The sequence below is a fragment of the Tenacibaculum sp. UWU-22 genome, assembly GCF_041021355.1.
Taxonomy (GTDB): domain Bacteria; phylum Bacteroidota; class Bacteroidia; order Flavobacteriales; family Flavobacteriaceae; genus Polaribacter.
On sequence record NZ_JBFNGP010000002.1, the window covers coordinates 189,281 to 209,403 of the forward strand.

Annotated in this window: 12 protein-coding genes; 6 read left to right on the forward strand and 6 right to left on the reverse strand. The window is 32.2% G+C overall.

Going from position 1 to position 20,123, the window contains the following annotated elements; genetic code table 11:
* Positions 1–61: 61 nt before the first annotated feature.
* From rpsA to AB2B44_RS06170, 4 genes are all read left to right on the forward strand, one after another.
* The gene (rpsA, locus tag AB2B44_RS06155; RefSeq protein WP_369048696.1) at positions 62–1,873 is read left to right on the forward strand and encodes a 30S ribosomal protein S1; all 1,812 of its coding nucleotides are present in this window, start codon (positions 62–64) and stop codon (positions 1,871–1,873) included.
* Between the two features lie 178 nt (positions 1,874–2,051).
* The gene (gene glmM / locus AB2B44_RS06160) at positions 2,052–3,443 is read left to right on the forward strand and encodes a phosphoglucosamine mutase (protein WP_369048697.1); all 1,392 of its coding nucleotides are present in this window, start codon (positions 2,052–2,054) and stop codon (positions 3,441–3,443) included.
* Between the two features lie 50 nt (positions 3,444–3,493).
* On the forward strand, positions 3,494–4,300 hold the full coding sequence (locus AB2B44_RS06165) for a hypothetical protein (protein ID WP_369048763.1): 807 nt from the start codon (positions 3,494–3,496) through the stop codon (positions 4,298–4,300).
* Between the two features lie 97 nt (positions 4,301–4,397).
* Entirely contained in the window at positions 4,398–5,882 is a 1,485-nt protein-coding gene (locus AB2B44_RS06170) for an aminotransferase class V-fold PLP-dependent enzyme (RefSeq protein WP_369048698.1), read from the forward strand.
* Positions 5,883–5,950: 68 nt separating this feature from the next.
* On the opposite strand, the gene AB2B44_RS06175 is transcribed toward AB2B44_RS06170, so the two are convergent.
* Genes AB2B44_RS06175 through AB2B44_RS06200 form a run of 6 tightly spaced genes read right to left on the reverse strand, consistent with a single transcriptional unit; the run spans position 5,951 to position 14,576 of the window.
* Positions 5,951–9,286, reverse strand: a complete 3,336-nt coding sequence (locus AB2B44_RS06175; protein WP_369048699.1) for a glycoside hydrolase family 2 TIM barrel-domain containing protein — start codon at positions 9,284–9,286, stop codon at positions 5,951–5,953.
* 3 nt (positions 9,287–9,289) lie between these two features.
* Positions 9,290–9,844, reverse strand: a complete 555-nt coding sequence (locus tag AB2B44_RS06180) for a gluconate 2-dehydrogenase subunit 3 family protein (protein ID WP_369048700.1) — start codon at positions 9,842–9,844, stop codon at positions 9,290–9,292.
* 1 nt (position 9,845) lies between these two features.
* A complete protein-coding gene (locus AB2B44_RS06185; protein WP_369048701.1) occupies positions 9,846–11,543 on the reverse strand; it encodes a GMC oxidoreductase in 1,698 nt (565 codons plus the stop codon).
* Positions 11,544–11,576: 33 nt separating this feature from the next.
* On the reverse strand, positions 11,577–12,593 hold the full coding sequence (locus tag AB2B44_RS06190) for a UDP-glucose--hexose-1-phosphate uridylyltransferase (protein ID WP_369048702.1): 1,017 nt from the start codon (positions 12,591–12,593) through the stop codon (positions 11,577–11,579).
* A gap of 49 nt (positions 12,594–12,642) precedes the next feature.
* Positions 12,643–13,563: an aldose 1-epimerase gene (locus AB2B44_RS06195; RefSeq protein WP_369048703.1), complete on the reverse strand. Its 921-nt coding sequence runs from the start codon at positions 13,561–13,563 to the stop codon at positions 12,643–12,645.
* 11 nt (positions 13,564–13,574) lie between these two features.
* A complete protein-coding gene (locus tag AB2B44_RS06200; RefSeq protein WP_369048704.1) occupies positions 13,575–14,576 on the reverse strand; it encodes a GntR family transcriptional regulator in 1,002 nt (333 codons plus the stop codon).
* A gap of 321 nt (positions 14,577–14,897) precedes the next feature.
* Here AB2B44_RS06200 and AB2B44_RS06205 point away from each other — a divergent pair, with 321 nt between their 5' ends.
* Positions 14,898–18,032: a SusC/RagA family TonB-linked outer membrane protein gene (locus AB2B44_RS06205; protein WP_369048705.1), complete on the forward strand. Its 3,135-nt coding sequence runs from the start codon at positions 14,898–14,900 to the stop codon at positions 18,030–18,032.
* Between the two features lie 20 nt (positions 18,033–18,052).
* On the forward strand, positions 18,053–19,849 hold the full coding sequence (locus tag AB2B44_RS06210; protein WP_369048706.1) for a RagB/SusD family nutrient uptake outer membrane protein: 1,797 nt from the start codon (positions 18,053–18,055) through the stop codon (positions 19,847–19,849).
* Positions 19,850–20,123: the final 274 nt, after the last annotated feature.

Sequence of the window (20,123 nt, forward strand, 5' to 3'; positions counted from 1 at the left end):
CTTAAGTGTTAATATCGTTAAAAATCTGATTAACAATTAAGATACAAAGTATTTTTTCAGAATGTCTGAACAAACACAAAACGCAGATACTAAAGAAGCAGTAATTGCACAAACTGAACCGGTAAAAGAAGCTACCAACACTCAAGAATTTTTAGATAACTTTAACTGGCACAAATACGAAGAAGGTATTGATGAAGTTGACGACGCTAAATTAAAAGAATTTGAAACAGCCTTAGAAGGTACCGTTGGATTCGTAAACGAACGCGATGTTATTGAAGGTGAAGTAGTTCGTATAACCGATAGAGATGCCATCATTGATATCAATTCAAAATCAGAAGGTGTTATTTCGTTAAACGAATTTCGTTACAACCCTAACTTATCAGTTGGTGACAAAGTAGAGGTATTAGTAGACAAAAGAGAAGACAGTTCTGGGCAATTAGTATTATCGCATAAAAAAGCGAGAGTAATAAAAGCTTGGGATCGCGTAAACAACGCCCACGAAACTGGTGAAATCGTTAACGGTTTTGTAAAATGTAGAACTCGTGGCGGTATGATTGTTGACGTATTTGGTATCGAAGCATTTTTACCAGGTTCTCAAATAGATGTTAAACCGATTAGAGATTACGATCAATATGTAGAAAAAACAATGGAATTTAAAGTGGTGAAAATTAACCATGAATTTAAAAACGTTGTAGTTTCTCATAAAGCATTAATAGAAGCTGATTTAGAAGACCAAAAGAAAGAAATTATTGGTCAATTAGAAAAAGGACAAGTATTAGAAGGTGTTGTTAAAAACATTACTTCATATGGTGTATTTGTTGATTTAGGAGGTGTTGATGGATTAATTCATATTACCGATTTATCTTGGTCTCGCATTAACCACCCGAATGAAGTGGTTGAGTTAGATCAAAAATTAAACGTAGTAATTTTAGATTTTGATGATAATAAATCAAGAATTCAATTAGGATTAAAACAATTATCAGCTCATCCTTGGGAAGCTTTAGATGCTAACTTAAAAGTTGGCGACAAAGTAAAAGGAAAAGTAGTTGTTTTAGCTGATTACGGTGCGTTTGTAGAAGTTGAAGAAGGTGTTGAAGGGTTAATTCACGTATCAGAAATGTCTTGGTCAACACACTTACGATCTGCACAAGACTTTGTTAAAGTTGGTGATGAAATAGAAGCACAAATTTTAACTTTAGACCGTGATGAACGTAAAATGTCATTAGGTATAAAACAATTACACCCAGACCCTTGGACCGATATTACCAGTAAATACCCTGTAGATTCTGTTCACACAGGTACTGTACGTAACTACACAAATTTTGGGGTATTTGTAGAATTAGAAGAAGGTATTGACGGATTAATTTATATTTCTGATTTATCTTGGACTAAAAAAATAAAACACCCATCAGATTTTGTAACTGTTGGTGATAAATTAGAAGTTAAGGTATTAGAATTAGACGTAGAAAACCGTAAGTTAAACTTAGGACACAAACAAACTCAAGAAAACCCTTGGGATGTTTACGAACAAACTTACGCTATTGACTCTATTCACGAAGGAACCATAAAAGAAAAGAACGATAAAGGCGCTACTGTTGTATTTGCAGATGGTGTAGAAGCATTTGCCCCTAGCCGTTTATTAGAAAAAGAAGATGGTTCTAAATTAGGTAAAGGCGATACAGACCAATTTAAAGTAATCGAATTTAATAAAGATTACCGTCGAATTGTAGTATCACACACAGCAATCTTTAAAGCTCAAGAAGAAAACAATGTTAAAGCCGCTACTAAAAAAGCTGCTGAAGCAGAAAAAACAACATTGGGTGATATTGAAGGTTTAGCTGAATTAAAAAAGAAAATGGACGCAGAAAAATAATTGCAACAAACCCATTGAAACGCAAAAAGTCGCTACTTACGTAGCGACTTTTTTTTATTAATTCTCTAAAAAAAAAGAAATTGAAAAGTACAATTCCATTTTATTAACTATACCATAAAAACATTTTTTAAACCCAAAAGATTCAAGTATTTTTGTAATTCATCAACCTTAGTAATAAATGACTCTTATAAAATCAATTTCTGGAATTAGAGGAACCATTGGAGGCACCGTAAATGACAACCTTACACCTATAGATGCCGTAAAATTTGCCGCAGCCTATGGTTCTTTTATCAAAAAACACAATTCAAACAAAAAAATAACAATCGTTATTGGTAGAGATGCTCGTATATCTGGCAAAATGATAAGTAGCTTAGTTGCAAACACATTAGTGAGTTTAGGTATCGATGTTATTGATTTAGGGTTATCAACTACCCCAACTGTTGAAGTTGCTGTTCCTTTAGAAAAAGCAGATGGAGGCATTATTTTAACCGCATCACATAATCCTAAACAATGGAATGCTTTAAAATTATTAAACAATAAAGGAGAGTTTTTAAATGGTGCCGATGGAAATGAAATTTTAAAAATTGCCGAAAAAGAAACTAGCATTGAGTTTAGCGAAGTTGACGATTTAGGAAGCTATACAAAAAAGAAAAATTATATCGAAAAGCACATAAAAGAAGTATTAGCTCTAGATTTAGTAGACGAACAAGCCATTAAAAAAGCTAATTTTAAAGTGGTGGTTGATGGCGTTAATTCTACTGGAGGCATAGCAATTCCTGCTTTACTAAAAAAATTAGATGTCGAGTGTATTGAATTGTACTGCGAACCCAACGGTCACTTCCCTCATAATCCTGAGCCTTTAAAAGAGCATTTAACCGATATTTCTGAATTAGTTGTTAAAGAAAAAGCTGACTTTGGTATTGTAGTTGACCCTGATGTAGACCGCTTAGCTTTAATTTGTGAAGATGGGTCTATGTTTGGAGAAGAATACACCTTAGTTGCTTGTGCTGATTATGTATTAGATAAAATGAACGGAGGCAATACCACCTCTAACCTATCTTCTTCTAGAGCCTTACGCGATATAACTCAAAAATATGGCGGAACCTATTCTGCAAGTGCTGTAGGCGAAGTAAATGTAGTACAACAAATGAAAGAATCTAATGCTGTAATTGGAGGAGAAGGTAACGGAGGTATTATTTATCCTGCCGCACACTATGGTAGAGACTCATTGGTTGGTGTTGCTTTATTTTTATCGCATTTAGCACATAAAAAAATATCGTGTAAAGCCTTAAGAAATTCGTACCCAAACTATTTTATGAGTAAAAATAAAATTCAGCTTACCCCTCAAATTAATGTAGATGATGTATTAAAAAAAATAGCAACTAAATACAAAGAAGAGCAAGTTACTACTATAGACGGGGTAAAAATAGATTTTGAAAACCAATGGGTACATTTACGTAAATCAAATACTGAACCTATTATTAGAATTTATACCGAAGCTACTTCGCAAAAAGATGCCGATAATTTAGCTACCCGATTTATAACAGAAATTGAAAATATAATAAGCTAATTTTTAAATCATTGAAAACAAAAATAACACTTATTATTGCAATACTCTTTATCGGTGTTTTATCAGTAAAAGCACAAGAAAAAGAGCTTTATCGAAAAAATAAAATAACCAACAAAAATAAGTTTTTTGTGTATTGGGGTTGGAACTGGGCTAACTACTCAAACTCAGATATTAACTTTAAAGGTGAAAATTATAATTTCACTTTATACAACGTTGAAGCCGCCGATCGACCTACCAAATTTTCTTTTAACGATTATTTTAATCCTACTCGGGTTACCATACCACAAACAAATTACAGAATAGGTTATTTTTTTAAAGAAAACTATACTATTTCTATTGGAGTAGACCATATGAAATATGTAATGAAGCAAAATCAAACAGTAAAAATAAACGGAAATATTAATGTAGGTAGTAAATATGATGGGATATATAAAAATGATGATATTACGCTATCAGAAGATTTTTTAACCTTTGAACATACCGATGGGCTAAATTATTTTAATACTGAGGTTAAACGTTTTGACGACATTAGTCATTGGTTTAATTTAAACTTAGAAAATCTACAAATAAATTTAACTGAAGGTGTTGGTGTGGGTATTTTATACCCCAAAAGCAATACAAAATTATTAGAAAAACAACGATACGATCAATTTCATTTAGCTGGCTGGGGAGTATCTGCAGGAATAGGATTAAACATTACTTTCTTAAAATACTTCTTCATTCAATCTGATTTTAAAACAGGATATATAAACTTACCTGACATACGAACAACGGCAAGCACTACCGATAGTGCTTCACAAAGTTTTTACTTTTTTGAAAACAATTTTTTAATTGGCGGTAAATTTAGATTGTTTTAATAAAAACTAAAAATACCGTGTGTATTAAAAACCAAAATATAGTTTTTTCAGACTTATATAAAACTGAAAATAAAATGTTTAACTTAAATTTATTGGTTTGAACACAATAGCAAAAAACACATTAGAACATTATTTTGATGAATTTAGAAACAATATAATTGGTGTTGAACAAACATTTGTTTCGCCATATGGTAAACAAAAAATTATTTATGCCGATTGGACCGCAAGCGGAAGAATGTATAAACCTATCGAAGAAAAATTAATAAATGATTTTGGTCCTTTTGTAGCAAACACCCACACCGAAACCTCTACTACAGGTGCAGCAATGACACTTGCTTATCATAAAGCAAGAACCATTATAAAACAACATGTAAACGCCAATAGCAATGATATTTTAATTACAGAAGGCTCTGGCATGACAGGAGTAGTAAATAAATTTCAACGTATTTTAGGCTTAAAAGTTTCTGAAAATTTAAGAAAGTACACCACTATTCCAAAAGAATTAAAACCTATTGTTTTTGTTTCGCACATGGAACATCATTCTAATCAAACATCATGGTTAGAAACAATTGCCGATGTAGAGGTAATTCCGTGTAATAATTTGGGGTTAATTTGTTTAGAAGCCTTTGAGAACACTTTAAAAAAACACAAAAACAGAAAATATAAAATAGCTTCGATAACAGCTTGCTCTAACGTAACTGGCATTAAAACGCAATACCATCAAATAGCCCAAATAATGCACCAGCATAACGGGTTGTGCTTTGTAGATTTTGCCTGTTCTGCCCCTTATGTAGATATTAATATGCACCCACAAGAAGAAGATGCTTATTTAGACGCCATCTTTTTTTCGCCTCATAAATTTTTAGGAGGACCTGGTAGTTCTGGCGTATTAATTTTTAATAAAAAACTATATAAAAATTTAGTTCCTGACAACCCTGGTGGCGGTACGGTTAGCTATACCAACCCATGGGGAGGACACAACTATTTTGAAGATGCAGAAACTCGTGAAGACGGAGGTACTCCTGCCTTTTTACAAACTATAAAAATAGCCCTATCTATACAATTAAAAAATAAGATGGGGGTAGCTAACATAAAAAAAAGAGAAAATCAAATTAATGCAAAATTATTTGAAACTTTAGAAAAACTAGATGGCGTACATATTTTAGCTCCTAACCACAAAGATCGCCTAAGTATATTTTCATTTTATTTTGATAACTACCATTTTAATTTAGTAGTAAAACTACTTAATGACCGTTTTGGAATACAAACCCGAGGCGGGTGTTCTTGCGCAGGTACTTACGGACATTTTTTATTAAATGTAAACATTGAAACTTCAAAAGCTATTGAAAATCAAATTTTAGAAGGCTGCAATGTTGAAAAACCAGGGTGGGTACGCCTGTCACTTCATCCTACTACTACCGACAAAGAAGTTACCTATATTTGTAACTCTTTAAAAACACTACATCAAAATATTGAACAATGGTCTAAAGATTATCATTATGATGCAGCTAAAAATGATTATATTCATAACACCACCCCTCCTATAGAAAAAGAAATTATTAGTAATTGGTTTTCATTATAACTAAAAAAATAAGGCTTCTTTAAACAGTACTGTTTAAAGAAGCCTTATAAATATAATTTTACAAGTTATTAGTGAGCGTTATAAAACTTTTTTGAGTTATTGATAAAAAATGATTCACCTTGATTAGAAAACGGAATCATATAAAACGAGTAGTGATGCTTTTTATCACCTTTTAAGGTGTATTTTTCTTCTGGTCGAGCACCCCAACTATTATTTCCTCCAACACCTCGTTGTGCTAAATCTATATTTAGTTGCACTAAATCTTTTTCAACAACATCTATGGTATGCTTGCTTTTATTAATAACAGACTTATCATTTTCTTTAGGTATTCCTTCAGGAATTATATCTCTATAAATTAATCCTGTACTACAATCAAATTCTTCATTTGGCATATGCAACGCACTAAAACCAATATTTTCAGGGTTGTTTTTAGAGGCTACAAAAAGTAATCCGTTTTGTTCACTATCTTCTAAAGCAAACCAACGCACATCTGATTTATATCCATTTTCTTGAGGACGAATATATGGCACATATTGTTCTGAAACAGTTGACTTGTATACATCAACAAAAGCAGAAGTATTTCTATCAACATAATTTTCCCAAGGCCCTCTACCAAAATAAGTAAGTTGTTCGTATTTTTTTGGCAATTGCAAACGCATACCTATTCTTGGTATATCTGCCTTATAATCGGTTACCCCCAAAGTATTGGATACTTTTATGGCTCCTGATGAAAAGATGGTATATACCGACGTATATTCTGTATTTACCCCTGGCAAATTATATACAATTGTAACCGTAGGCTCTTGCTTTTCACTTACAACAAAAGAGCTTACAGTAGCTTCTAAAGAAGCTTTTTTCCATAAAACATTTTTAATATCCATTCGGTTACCAAGATCGTTATCGGTAGGTGCTCTCCAAAAATTTGGTCTAGGGCCTTTACCGTCTTTTAAAAGTTCTTCTCCTTTATAGATATATGAAGTAATTTGTCCTTTTGCTTTATCAAAAATTATTTTAAAATCTACTCCAGAAAAGGTAACCGCACCACTTGTTTCACTTGTGTTTACCGACGAGTTCGTATTAACTTCTGTTTTTTGCCATTTTATCTTATTTTTTAACAGTATTTGCTCATGTGCTACTTGAAAACCTTTAGGTAATAACCCCCATTTATCTTTAGTTAATGCTTCTATTTCTAAAAAATACTCTGTATTAGGTTTAAAAGTTATTCCATCTAAAGGAATTCTAATCATTCTACCTATATGGGTTTCTACATCTACATCGTCTACTGTAAAGGTTTTAATAACTTTTCCATCGGCTTTTATGCTTCCTTTAAACACAAACTGATTTAAGTTCGTAAAATCATATAAGTTTTCGAGATAAATACGTTGTTCGTTAAATTTATTAATTCCTGAATTTTTAAAATTAATATATTCATGTGCTTTTTTCACTTCAAAAAGTCCTGGATGTGGTGTTCTATCAGGAAAAACAATACCATTATTTAAAAAGGTATTAGAACTAGGCATATTTTTACCAAAATCACCACCGTAAGCATAGTACTTTTGTCCTTTTTCGTTGGTTTTCCATATTGATTGGTCTACCCAATCCCAAATAAAACCACCTTGTAGGTTTTCATATTTTTCAATTATATCCCAATAATCAGCAAAATTACCCGTACTATTTCCCATGGCATGAGCATACTCACTAGGTATAAATGGTTTGTTTGATTTGTTAGACCCCATAAATTCAAAAGTTCCTGGAGAAGGGTATTGGGGTACAATAATATCGGTATTCCAATCCATATCAAGCAACGAGCCATCTCTTTCTTTATAAGAACGCTCATATTGTACAGGACGTTTTGATTTATCAAGAGCTTTAATGGTTTTATAGCCTACAAAAAAATTGGTACCGTTACCTGCTTCGTTACCTAAAGACCATATAATTACTGAGGGATGATTTTTGTCTCGGGTAACCATTCTTACCATTCTATCTACATGAGCTTTTTCCCATTTTTCATTTTTAGCAAGAGAGTGTTTGCCATAATACATTCCGTGCGATTCTATATTCGTTTCATCAACCACGTAAATTCCGTATAAATCACATAAATCATAAAACATATCTGGTCGAGGGTAGTGACTTAAACGAACCGCATTTATATTATTTTCTTTCCACATTTTAATGTCTTCTATTATCGACTCTTTAGTAATAACGTGTCCAGTTACAGGGTCATGTTCTTGCGTATTAACTCCTTTTAAGGTTATATGCTGGTTGTTTAATAGCAATATTCCGTTTCGTATTTCTATGGTTCTAAAACCAATTTTATTAGCCGTAACTTCTATTTTTTTTCTTCTTTCTTTTGTAGTAACTACTAAAGTATACATATTAGGGTGTTCTGCCGACCAAAGCTTTGATCCTTTAATAACATCATTAAAATTAACAACAGCTGTTTTTTTAACTTTTACTTCTTTGGTTTGAGAACTAACTACCCTACCCTTATCATTTAATAGTTCATACGAAACGTTTAGTTTTTTTGTTTTAGTTGTGTGATTTTCAAGTGTTATATTAACATCTAACACTCCGTTTTTATAAGTATCATCTAATAAAGAAGTAACCTCAACATCTTTAATACGTATTTTCGGTTGTGCATATAGGTATACACTACGCTCAATACCACTAATTCTCCAAAAATCTTGACATTCTAAAAACGAACCATCTGTCCATCTAAAAATTTGAAGAGCAATATCATTTTTACCTTCTTTTAAATAAGGGGTTACATTAAATTCAGCAGGTAATTTACTTCCTTGCGAATACCCTACATATTGACCATTAACCCATACAAATCCACCAGATTTCATAGCTCCGATATGTAAAAAAACCTCTTTATCTTTCCATGAATAATCTACAGTAAAAGTACGTTTGTATGAACCAACAGGATTATAATCGTGAGGTATTTTACCTGGGTATTTGGGAATAACCCCAACAAACTCTATTTCTTTTGAAACAGGAGCTTTAGAATCGGCAAATTCGTATTGTTGGTTGATATAAATAGGCACTCCGTAACCTTCTATTTCCCAGTTACTAGGTACTTTTATATTGTCCCAATCATTTGTGTTAAAAGAAGTTTTGTAAAAATCTAAAGGTCTATCCGAAGGTTTTTTAACCCATTTAAATTTCCACATTCCGTCTAACGAAAGATAATTTTTAGTATGTATATAATCATTTTCTATCGCTTGATTAGCTGTAGCATAGCTATAAAAAGTGGCATGTGCATCTTCTTTGTTTTCTGATATAACATTTTGATTTTCTATATAATCATAGATGTTATTAGGCGATTTATTTTGCCCTATAACAGGACAATAAACAACAATTGCTATAATTGTTGTAATGAATAAAATAAGTTTGTTTTTCATTTATTAATAGTTTAAATGGTTTTTGTCGTACGTTTTAGAGGTATAATAACCTAATAAAACGTACTTTCTTGTGGTAGTTAAAAAGTGATATATAGCAACATTTTCTCTTTCATTTGCTTTAATACGATTACTAGTTAAAGTAAGTTTTTCAAAAATGTTTTTTTGTTGTTTTTCTGTGATTGAAAAATAAGTATCTACTAATTGTTTATATTCTGTTTTATTGCCTTTGTCTGCTTTTTTTTGATATTGATTCGTAAATGTTTTTTCAAAGGCTTTACTGCCTTTAGTAAAATATTCTTTCTGAACAGTATCATCTGTATAAAAAATCATTTTATCTATAAAAGGCACAAGCTTAACCGCTGTTTTTTCTTCAGGGCTTATCGGTAAAATAATATCTGCTAAATGAGTAACCATATAAGCCTGCGTTGCTGTAAAAAAATGGTATTTATTATCAGAAACATCAGAAGAGCAAGAAGATAAAATTTCAAGCAATGTAGGTGTTGCTATTGTAACCCCTAATCCCAAAGCAATATTTTTAACAGCTTCTCTACGTTCCATTTTACAGTAATCTATTTTTTAATTGTTCTACAGCATGATTTACTGCTCTAGCAGTTAAGGCCATATAGGTTAAAGACGGATTTTGATTTCCAGAAGACGTCATACAAGCTCCATCAGTAACATATACATTAGGTACTGTATGTATTTGATTGTTTTTATTTAAAATTGAAGTTTTTACGTTGTGCCCCATACGAGCTGTACCCATTTCGTGAATAGCATGCCCTGGCACCAAAGTTGTATCGAAACCTGTTACTTTGGTAAAGCCACAACGGGTAAGCATTTCAATAGCCTGTTGTTGCATATCTTTACGCATTTGCCTTTCATTTTCTTTAAACTCACAATCAAAAGTAACAGTTGGAAGCCCCCATTTATCTTTATTTTTATAGTTTAACGTCATCTTATTATCATGATATGGCAAACACTCTCCAAAACCAATAATTCCTATTTGCCAATCACCTTGATGCGTTAATTTTTCTTTTAGAGGTTCTCCATAACTAAGTTCTTTAATTGCTCTTTTCCAATCGCCTCTTCGAGCTGCCCCCTGAAACGAGTAACCTCGTAAATAATTTTGCTTAGTTGTCTGTTTACTAATATTTTGAAATCTCGGAATATGAAAACTGGTAGGGCGATTTGAAAAATAAGGGATGTCTTTAAACCCATTATAAGTTGCTGTAGCCCCTACTCTAAAATGATGATCCATTAAATTATGCCCTAACTCTCCACTATCATTTCCTAACCCCTTCGGAAATCTTTTTGAAGTAGATTGTAATAAAATACTAGTCGTAGCAATAGTTGAAGCACAACAAAAAATAATTTTTGCTGAAAATTCTATTTTTTCATTTGTAAGTGCATCAATAACTTTAACACCCGTTGCTTTTTTTAACCGATCATTGTATACAATTTGATACGCAATCGAATGAGGGCGTAAAGTCATATTACCCGTGCGTTGAGCGGCTGGTAGTGTTGACGAATTACTACTAAAATATCCTCCACTAGGGCAACCCCGCATACATCGGTTTCGATAAGTACAATTTGATCTTCCTTGGTGTGTTTCGTTACCTGTTAAATTAGCAAATCGCCCCATAGTTAAACAACGATCAGGAAAATGTTGCTTTATTTGCTCTTTAAATTTTTGCTCTACCACATTTAACGGAAAAGGTGGCGAAAAATATCCGTCAGGTAATTGAGGCAATCCCAATGGTTCACCACTAACACCTATAAATTTTTCAACTTTAGTATACCAAGGGGCAATATCTTTATACCTAATGGGCCAATCAACACCTATATTCTCTTTTTTATTGGCTTCAAAATCAATATCACTCATTCTCAGTGTTTGTCTACCCCAGGTAATTGATCTACCACCTACATGATAGCCTCGTATCCAATCAAACCGTTTGGTTTCGTTATAAGGATGTTCTATATCATTTACAAACCAATGTTTTGTGGTTTCTTTAGTTACAAAACCCGTTCTGTTTTGCTTATACTGTTTTTTAACCTCTTGAATGCTTGGTTTTTGTCTAAACTCAAAATCCCATATTTCTTTATTCGCCGTAATATAATCTTTAGGGTGCTCTACCATTCTACCTCTTTCGAGTACTAATGTTTTTAACCCTTTTTCGCATAATTCTTTAGCCGCCCAACCACCAGAAATTCCAGTACCAATTACAATAGCATCATATGTAGTAGGGTTTTTAGGCATTATTTATATTATAGCTTTACAATTACAAAAAAATTAGATTAAATTTTTTAAAATTTTTGCAGCACTTTCAGCAGTAATATCTCTTTGAGGCATACCAAACATTTCATAACCTACCATAAATTTTTTTACAGTAGCACTACGTAATAACGGTGGATAAAAACTCATGTGCCAATGCCAATGTTCATTGTTTTCGTGATTTGTTGGTGCTTGATGAATACCGCTAGAATAAGGAAACGATGTTTTAAATAACCTATCATATGCTTTAGTAATTACCGAAATACTTTCTGCAAAAAAATGGCGCATTTCTGGTGTTAAATTTTGAATGTCTTTTGCTGATTTTTTAGGAATTATCATTGTTTCGTATGGCCAAATTGCCCAAAACGGAACCAAAACAACAAAAGCTTCGTTTTCAAAAATAATACGCTCTTGTTTTTGTATTTCTTGCTCAACATAATTTTCTAATAACGTTTTTCCATGTTGGGCATAATATTTTTTTTGTTGAATGTCTTTTTTTAAAACTTCATTTGGCACTGACGATTCACTCCATATTTGCCCGTGCGGGTGCGGATTACTACATCCCATAACAGCGCCTTTATTTTCAAAAATTTGCACATAATTAATAGCCGCATCTTTAGCTAAAGTTGTAAATTCGTTTTGCCAAACAGCCACTACTTTTTCAATGTTACCAACCGACATTTCTGCTAAGCTTTTAGAGTGATCTGGGCTAAAACAAATTACTTTACAAATTCCTCGTTCGCTTTCGTAAACAAACAGATCTTCATTTGATGAAAATGAAGGCGAGTTGCTTTGTAAAGCTGCAAAATCGTTTGTAAATACAAATACATCGGTATAATTTGGATTTACCTCGCCATTAATTCTTTTATTACCAGCACATAAATAACAATGCTCATCATAAGATGGTCGTTTTTCTGTATTTAAAACTTCTTCTTGTCCTTGCCAAGGTCGTTTCGCTCTATGCGGTGAAACTAATACCCATTCGCCTGTTAACATATTAAATCGCTTGTGCGAATATTCTTGTAGATTTTCCATATTATTCAAAAAAATTAACCCTTAAAATGTGTTACTAATGTTTATTCTTTTAGTTTATATTAGGTGTGTTATTTGTGTTTTCAAATTCAATTTTCCAGCTTATTTCGTAAGTTTTATTTGGATCTAAATATTGTAACCCTAGTTTATTATTAAAACTATTTGAAGGCGCTGTAACAGGCTCAATAGCTACTGTATCTTTTTCGTGTTCGGGGGTATAAACCTGTAAATATCTTTTATTTGAAGAAGATTTTATTGAAATATTATACTCTGGCGTTGTAAAATTAACCTCGTTATTGTTTAATAAAAAACAATCGTCTAGTTTTTTATTATTGATTTCAAACCCAAACAATGGGTCTGTATCTTTTTCTTCTATAGGTATTAATGTTTCGTCAAAAATCACTTTCTTACTACTTTCTAGTTTTAAGTAACTTTTACCTAAATTACTACTATAGAAAAAAGGATGCCATCCTATGGTAAATGGAAATGGATTTGTATCATCATTCTCTATAGCAATATCTAATGATACTGTGTTTTTAGTAAAGGTGTAGCTTAAATTAACAGAATACTTATACGGAAATCCGTCGATTTTTTCGGTTTGTTGATACGCCAACTTAACTATTGCGGTTGTTTTTGATTTGTATTCATCAACTAAAGAAAAAGGTTTATTATATAAAAACCCATGTAAAGCATTATTATTACCTTCTTCATTAATAGGTAATTGGTATTTTACTTCATTAAATTCGTATTTACCATTATTAACCCGTCCTGCAAATGGAAATAAAATAGATGAGGCATAGGTTTTTTCAGGGCTATCGGGTGTAAATTCTTTTATAACTTTTTTATTGTCAATTTTTAGCGCTTGTAAACTAGCACCTCTAATTAAATCAATTTTTGCGTATACACCATCATTAAAATTTTGTATTTCTATGTAATGCTCTTCTCTTTTTTCTGTGTTTTTTATCGTATACAATGTGTATATTTTTATATTGATTTTCTTATAATTAATGTGCTTTCATTTTTTTCAGAAACATGTTCTTTATTTGAAATCATTTCTGCCAAACGTTTTCCCATCTTAGTAAAATTAGTTGTAATGGTAGTAATACCTCCTTCGAGGATATCTTTTATTAAAGAATCGTTGTATGCTATTATACCAACATCTTTACCTATACTGAAATTGAGTTCTCTTATTTTTTTGATAACTGAAACTAAGTTTCTATTATCAGGAATCACATAAACCTCTCCTTTTTTAAGAGTTGCCTCACTTGCAGAATTTATAATTTTATATGGAAAATGATACGTATTACAAAACTCTTTAAAACCTTCAACCATCCCTTCTGGTTGTTTTACTTTTTCAAAAACTAAGGTTAACGAGTTGTATTTTTTTAGTAGCTGTAAGGCATTCTCAAGCCCATTAAAAACATCTTCTTTAAAGCTTTGATATATAGCGTTATAACCAATCAAATCGTTATTGATTTGATCTAATATATACACTTTTTCTTTTGGTAATTTATCAATAACTACTTTGATGTTTTTTAAATTAGCAGGCATTAGCACATAATAATCATAATAACCAATATTGTCATAAACCAACTTGCTAAACACATCGTAATTGAAATTATGAAAGTAAATATCAACCTGCACATTATCTTTATCGATACTTCCTAAAAAAGAAGTATATAAATCTTCTTTAAAAACATTAAGTTCATCAAATAGAAGAAACACTTTTTTATGAGTTTGTACATTATTGCTTTTAATATAGTATCCTTTACCTATTATAGACTGAACAATTCCTCTAATTTTTAGCTCACTATAAGCTAATAAAACAGTGTCTCTAGAAACATTATACTTATTTCGAATACTATTTATCGAAGGTAACCTATCGCCTTTTTTTAACTCTTCATTTAAAATACCATCCTCTACACTCTCTATTATTTGCTTATAAATAGGGGTTTTTTGTTCTTTATTAATGGTAATTAAACTCATCTTTAACTAATGTAACATCTAGACAAGACAAAGATAGACAAAAATTTAAAAAAAAACACAGGTAGGGAGTAGTTGCTTTTTTAAGTTAAAAATATTATTTTTGCTAACAACATATGAATATTTTTCATACTAACAACTAACAAAAAAGATGTTTAAACAGTGTTGCCAGACTAGTATTACAGCTAAGAAACATTAAAAAAATAAGTTATTTTTTTACCTTTTTTCAGCTATAAAACGCTGATTAAATTTTTTTTCTTACCTGAAAACGAATCAAACAAACACTTTACAAACAGCTTAAATTAACTCAAAAAACTTACTTACATGAAAAACGTATTACTTGTATTTATGTTGTTTTCTTTTTGCCTCATACACGCACAAGAGAAAGCAATTGAAGGAATTATTACAGATTCAGAAACAGGCGAAACTGTAGTGGGAGCTGCTGTAGTTGTAAAAGGAACTTCTAATGGCACCTCAACCGATTTTGACGGTAAATTCACCATCAAAACCAAAACAGGAAGTATTTTAACGGTTACCTCTCTGGGATATAAGCCCAAAGAAATAACTGTGGGTACATCAAATAAAATTACAATTTCATTACAACCTAATGTTTCTGTTTTAAACGAAATAGTAGTGGTTGGTTACGGTACACAAAAAAAGACCGACATTACATCTGCTGTTAGCAATGTTAAAGTTGATGATGTTTTAAAAGACCGCCCTATCACTAACGTATTAGAAGCTGTACAAGGGGTAGTGCCTGGTATGCAAATCACATCAAATTCTGGAGAACCAGGCGACTTAGGACTATCGGTTAATATTAGAGGTTTCACCTCTATAAATGGAGGCACCCCATTATTTTTATTAGATAATGTCGAAATTTCACCTTCTGATATAAACCCACAAGACATTGCATCTATTAGTGTATTAAAAGATGTGTCGGCTACCTCAATATACGGCCCTAGAGCAGCTTTTGGAGTTGTTTTACTTACTAGTAAAAAAGGGAGAAAAAATCAAGACCCTAAATTTAGATATACTTTAACAACAAGTTTAAGTTCACCTGAAGATGTACCCAAACAAGCTAGCACTTACAATTTTATTAAAGCATTAAACGATTGGGGAGAAACAAGCTATTGGGGAGGTCAAGATGTACCTACATGGCTTAACTTTTTAGAAGATTATAAACAAAACCCAGAAGCTTACCCTGATGGTTATGCAACCGACACTAACGGTTTAACCTATTCATTAACCGACCATGATATATGGGGTACTTTATTTTCTGACCCTGCTTTTTCACAAATACACAACTTAAGTGTTCATGGCGGTAGTGAAAAAATTACATACCGTATTTCAGGAGCTTTTGCTAACCAAAATGGTACAATTGTTACTGACAATGATAATTTTAAAAAGTATAATATTAACAGTGACATATCTGTAAATTTAACCGACAAATTAAGTACAGACACTAAATTAATGTATATGCGCTCTAATAGAAGCTCTTCTATTTCTAGCTTCTCTAGATCAGTAAATTACCCAAGTTTTGCACCTATAGATGGGTATCATGAGTATGCTGATGGTACGGTACTACCTTACGAATCTTCAATTAATAGAGAGCGATTATTACCTGCGCCAATACGCATACAAAACAACATTAGGTTTTTTCAACAAATTAAGTACGAGCCTATTAAGGATTTAAATTTAACAGGTGAGTATACTTTTGAAAGAAAAACAAACGATTATTACAATACTACCTTGTCTATTACCATGGCTCATCCTGTAAGTTTTTCTCCTATACTTACTTCATCACTAAGTTCGTATGAAAGAACTAATAGCTTTAGCAACTATAATACGTTAAATTTATATGCTGATTACACCAAAAAATTTAACAAACATAAATTTAAAGGATTGATTGGTTATAATAAAGAAATTAAAAAAACAGAATCTTATTTTGCTAAAAAAGAAGGAATAATAAGCAATAATCTACCTTCATTATCTTTAGCTAATGGAACTACCACTGCTGACGATGGCTTTTCTGAGTGGGCAGTATTAGGATATTTTGGTCGACTCAATTACGATTATGCTGGCAAGTATTTTTTAGAAGGAAATATTAGACGCGATGCTTCTTCAATCTTTCCTAAGAAAGATAAATACTCAACCTTTACTTCGGTTTCTGGAGGATGGATAATAAGCAAAGAAAGCTTTATGAACACACTAGACTTTGTAAGTCTATTAAAATTAAGAGCTTCATATGGGGAGCTAGGAAACCAGAAAGCAGGAAACCTTGGTGTATACCCCTCAATAGAACAGTTTGGATCAGGAACCGTTAACTGGATAGACCCAGATACAGGATTAGGTGCATTTTATATTAATAATCCAACTCGTTTAATAAGCCCTAGCTTTACTTGGGAACGTGTAGAAAACACTAACTTTGGGGTAGATTTAGGATTGTTTAATGACAATTTAACAGCAAATTTCGACATCTATACTCGTAACACGAAAGATATGCTTACCGCAGGTAAAGAACTACCTAGTGTATTAGGTGCTGATGAGCCTAAAGAAAACGCTGGCGATTTACAAACCAAAGGTTGGGAATTTCAAGTTAACTGGAAACAAAATTTTACAGACTTCTCATACAACATAGGCGTATCACTTTCAGACAACACCTCAAAAATAACCAAATTTGAAAATGAAGAAGGTTTATTAAGCAATTATTATGTAGGCGAAACCATAGGAGATATTTGGGGATATGTTACCGATGGCTATTATACTGTAGACGACTTTGTAGAAGGTACCTTAGCAAGTGACTTAACAGGAGGAACACTTAAAGATGGGGTGGTAAAAATAAAAAACGGTTCTAATCCTAACCCAGGAGATGTAAAATACAAAGATTTAAACGGTGATGGAGAAATAAGCCCTGGATCAAGCACCTTAAACGACCCTGGAGACAGAAAAGTAATAGGCAATAACTCAAGAAGATACCAATATGGTGTTTTTGGTAATGTAAAATACAAAAATTTCGATTTTTCATTTTTATTTAATGGGGTAGGTAAAAAAGACGTATGGGTAAACAACGCTTTTGTTTTTCCTTACAGAACACAATTCGAATCACTTTTTAACCACCAATTAGATTATTGGACACCTGAAAATACCGATGCTTATTTACCTAGAATTTACCCTTCTGGCGGAGGGGGTAATTATGGCGCAAACAGAAACGTACAAACTAAATATTTATTAGACGGTTCTTACTTACGCTTAAAAAACATAACCTTAGGATATTCTATACCGCAAGAAGTATTAGACAAATTAAAACTAGACAACGTACGCTTATTTATAGCGGCAGAAAACTTGGTTAATTTTGATCATTTACCTAATGGTATAAACACAGAACTAGAAAACAAAGGTGCAGGAGCAACCTATCCGTTTTCGAGAACCTTTAGTACAGGAATAAACATACAATTTTAATTGTTTTAAAAATGAATATCATGAAAAATAATATTAAAAAACTATATATACTGTTCGTATTCCTGTCAGTTTTTACAGGATGCAACGACGACATTTTAAACCAATTACCCAAAGACACTTTGGTTGAAGAAACAACTTTTACTTCCGATGCCAATTTTAAAAGTTACGCTTGGGGGTTTTACACCTCTTTTGACGCATACAATTTATCACAACAAAACCTTGGCTTTCGAGGCGATTTATTAGCGCTTGGTAACGGCTCTCAAACCGACCCTTGGTTGCGTCAAGCTATACAAATACCTACCACTAGTAGTTTATGGAGCGATTCGTATAAACAAATAAGAAGAGTAAATATAATGTTAAGAAACACAAATAACGGTTCTTTAGACGAAACCCAACGTAAACATTGGGAAAGTGTAGGGCGTTTTTTTAGAGCTTATCATTATTTTAACTTAGTAAAGGCTTATGGCGATGTGCCTTGGCTTGGCGACTTAGTATTAACCGATAAAAGCCCAGAATTGTATGGTAAAAGAACGCCAAGAACTGAAGTAGCGCAACACATATTAGACGATTTAAAATTTGCAGAAGCCAACATAAAAGCAGACGGAAGTGGTAAAAACACCATAAACACCAATGTGGTAAGAGCCTTACTTTCTAGATTTGGTTTATTTGAAGGTACTTGGGAAAAATATCATGAAACTTCTGGCGGAACACCTGAAAAATATTTACAAGCTTCATTTGACGCCTCTGCTGAATTAATGGTTGCTTTTCCTTCATTAATAAGTAATTTTGACTTAGTGTTTAACAGCGAATCATTAGATGGTAAACCAGGTATTATTCTTTACAAAGATTACATTTTTGGGCAAGTAACTCATATTTTAACTTCACGCCTTAGAAACTCTGCAGGAAACTGGGATTTAACCAAAAAAGCTGTAGATAAATTTTTATGCACCGATGGTAAAACTCGCTGGACAAGCACTTCTTTTAAAGGCGACAAAGACCCTTATGATGAGTTTAAAAATCGAGACACAAGGTTATACATAACCACTACGGTACCTTACAAAGTTAAACCTACTGGTGGTAATAAAAACAAATCATATACTTGGACGTACGACTCTAACCCAAAATATAGAGAGTACTTAGATATTATGGCTGGTTTATCTGATGCAGAACACAAAGCTGGGCCAACAATGAACTGGGCAGGTTTTGTTGTTAAACAAGAACCGCATTTTAGAAAATTTAATAGCGGTCAAGGGTTTAATGTATGCTATACGGGTTATAGATTAAACAAATTTTACAACAATTTAAACACAGGTATTCAAAATAAAGATTTTGCGGATGCCCCAATTTTTAGAATGGGTGAAGTTTTATTAAACTATGCTGAAGCTGCTTACGAACTTGGTACAATTAACCAAAGTATTATCGATGCTACCATTAATAAATTAAGAGCCCGAGGAGGCGTTACTTCATTAGATATAAGTAACATCCCTAACGACCCAACAAGAGACGCTGACGTAGACGCTATTTTATGGGAAATTAGACGAGAAAGAGCGGTAGAATTACTAGCAGAAGGCTTTAGATGGGACGACTTAAGAAGATGGAAAAAATTTGTAGAATACGGAAGTCAAGAAAAATTAGGTCGTTGGGTTAAAAATTCTGATTACGGCAATAAACTTCCTATTCAAGGAGGTGCCTCTGAAGGATACGTATCTCCTTTTGGCGTACCCCCTGGTGTACCCGAATACTATTATTTATCACCTATACCGAGTAACGAAATTGTGCTAAATCCTAATTTAACGCAAAACCCCGATTGGAATTAAAAAATAGCTTTATAAAATATACGCTCTAGATTAATCTAGAGCGTATATTTTATATAATTGACAAAACATTAACTATAATTAGCAAACTTTAATTTTACAACAAAGCATAAAAAAGCATACATTTGCAAATCAATTTTATTCTAACTTAAGTACATTTTAGTGTTTTTTTTATTTGTGTTAACACAATTTTGCTACATATAATAAACAATACAACACTCTTAATTATTAATTTAATAATTAACTAAACAAAAAATACGTAAAATAGTATCTTTTA

What these genes read in the sequence shown, in the direction of transcription:
- AB2B44_RS06210 (WP_369048706.1), top strand. Translation starts at nt 18,053, where the DNA reads ATGAAAAATAATATTAAAAAACTATATATACTGTTCGTATTCCTGTCA.
- AB2B44_RS06185 (WP_369048701.1), bottom strand. Translation starts at nt 11,543, where the DNA reads ATGCCTAAAAACCCTACTACATATGATGCTATTGTAATTGGTACTGGA.
- AB2B44_RS06190 (WP_369048702.1), bottom strand. Translation starts at nt 12,593, where the DNA reads ATGGAAAATCTACAAGAATATTCGCACAAGCGATTTAATATGTTAACA.
- AB2B44_RS06175 (WP_369048699.1), bottom strand. Translation starts at nt 9,286, where the DNA reads ATGAAAAACAAACTTATTTTATTCATTACAACAATTATAGCAATTGTT.
- AB2B44_RS06200 (WP_369048704.1), bottom strand. Translation starts at nt 14,576, where the DNA reads ATGAGTTTAATTACCATTAATAAAGAACAAAAAACCCCTATTTATAAG.
- glmM (WP_369048697.1), top strand. Translation starts at nt 2,052, where the DNA reads ATGACTCTTATAAAATCAATTTCTGGAATTAGAGGAACCATTGGAGGC.
- rpsA (WP_369048696.1), top strand. Translation starts at nt 62, where the DNA reads ATGTCTGAACAAACACAAAACGCAGATACTAAAGAAGCAGTAATTGCA.
- AB2B44_RS06205 (WP_369048705.1), top strand. Translation starts at nt 14,898, where the DNA reads ATGAAAAACGTATTACTTGTATTTATGTTGTTTTCTTTTTGCCTCATA.
- AB2B44_RS06180 (WP_369048700.1), bottom strand. Translation starts at nt 9,844, where the DNA reads ATGGAACGTAGAGAAGCTGTTAAAAATATTGCTTTGGGATTAGGGGTT.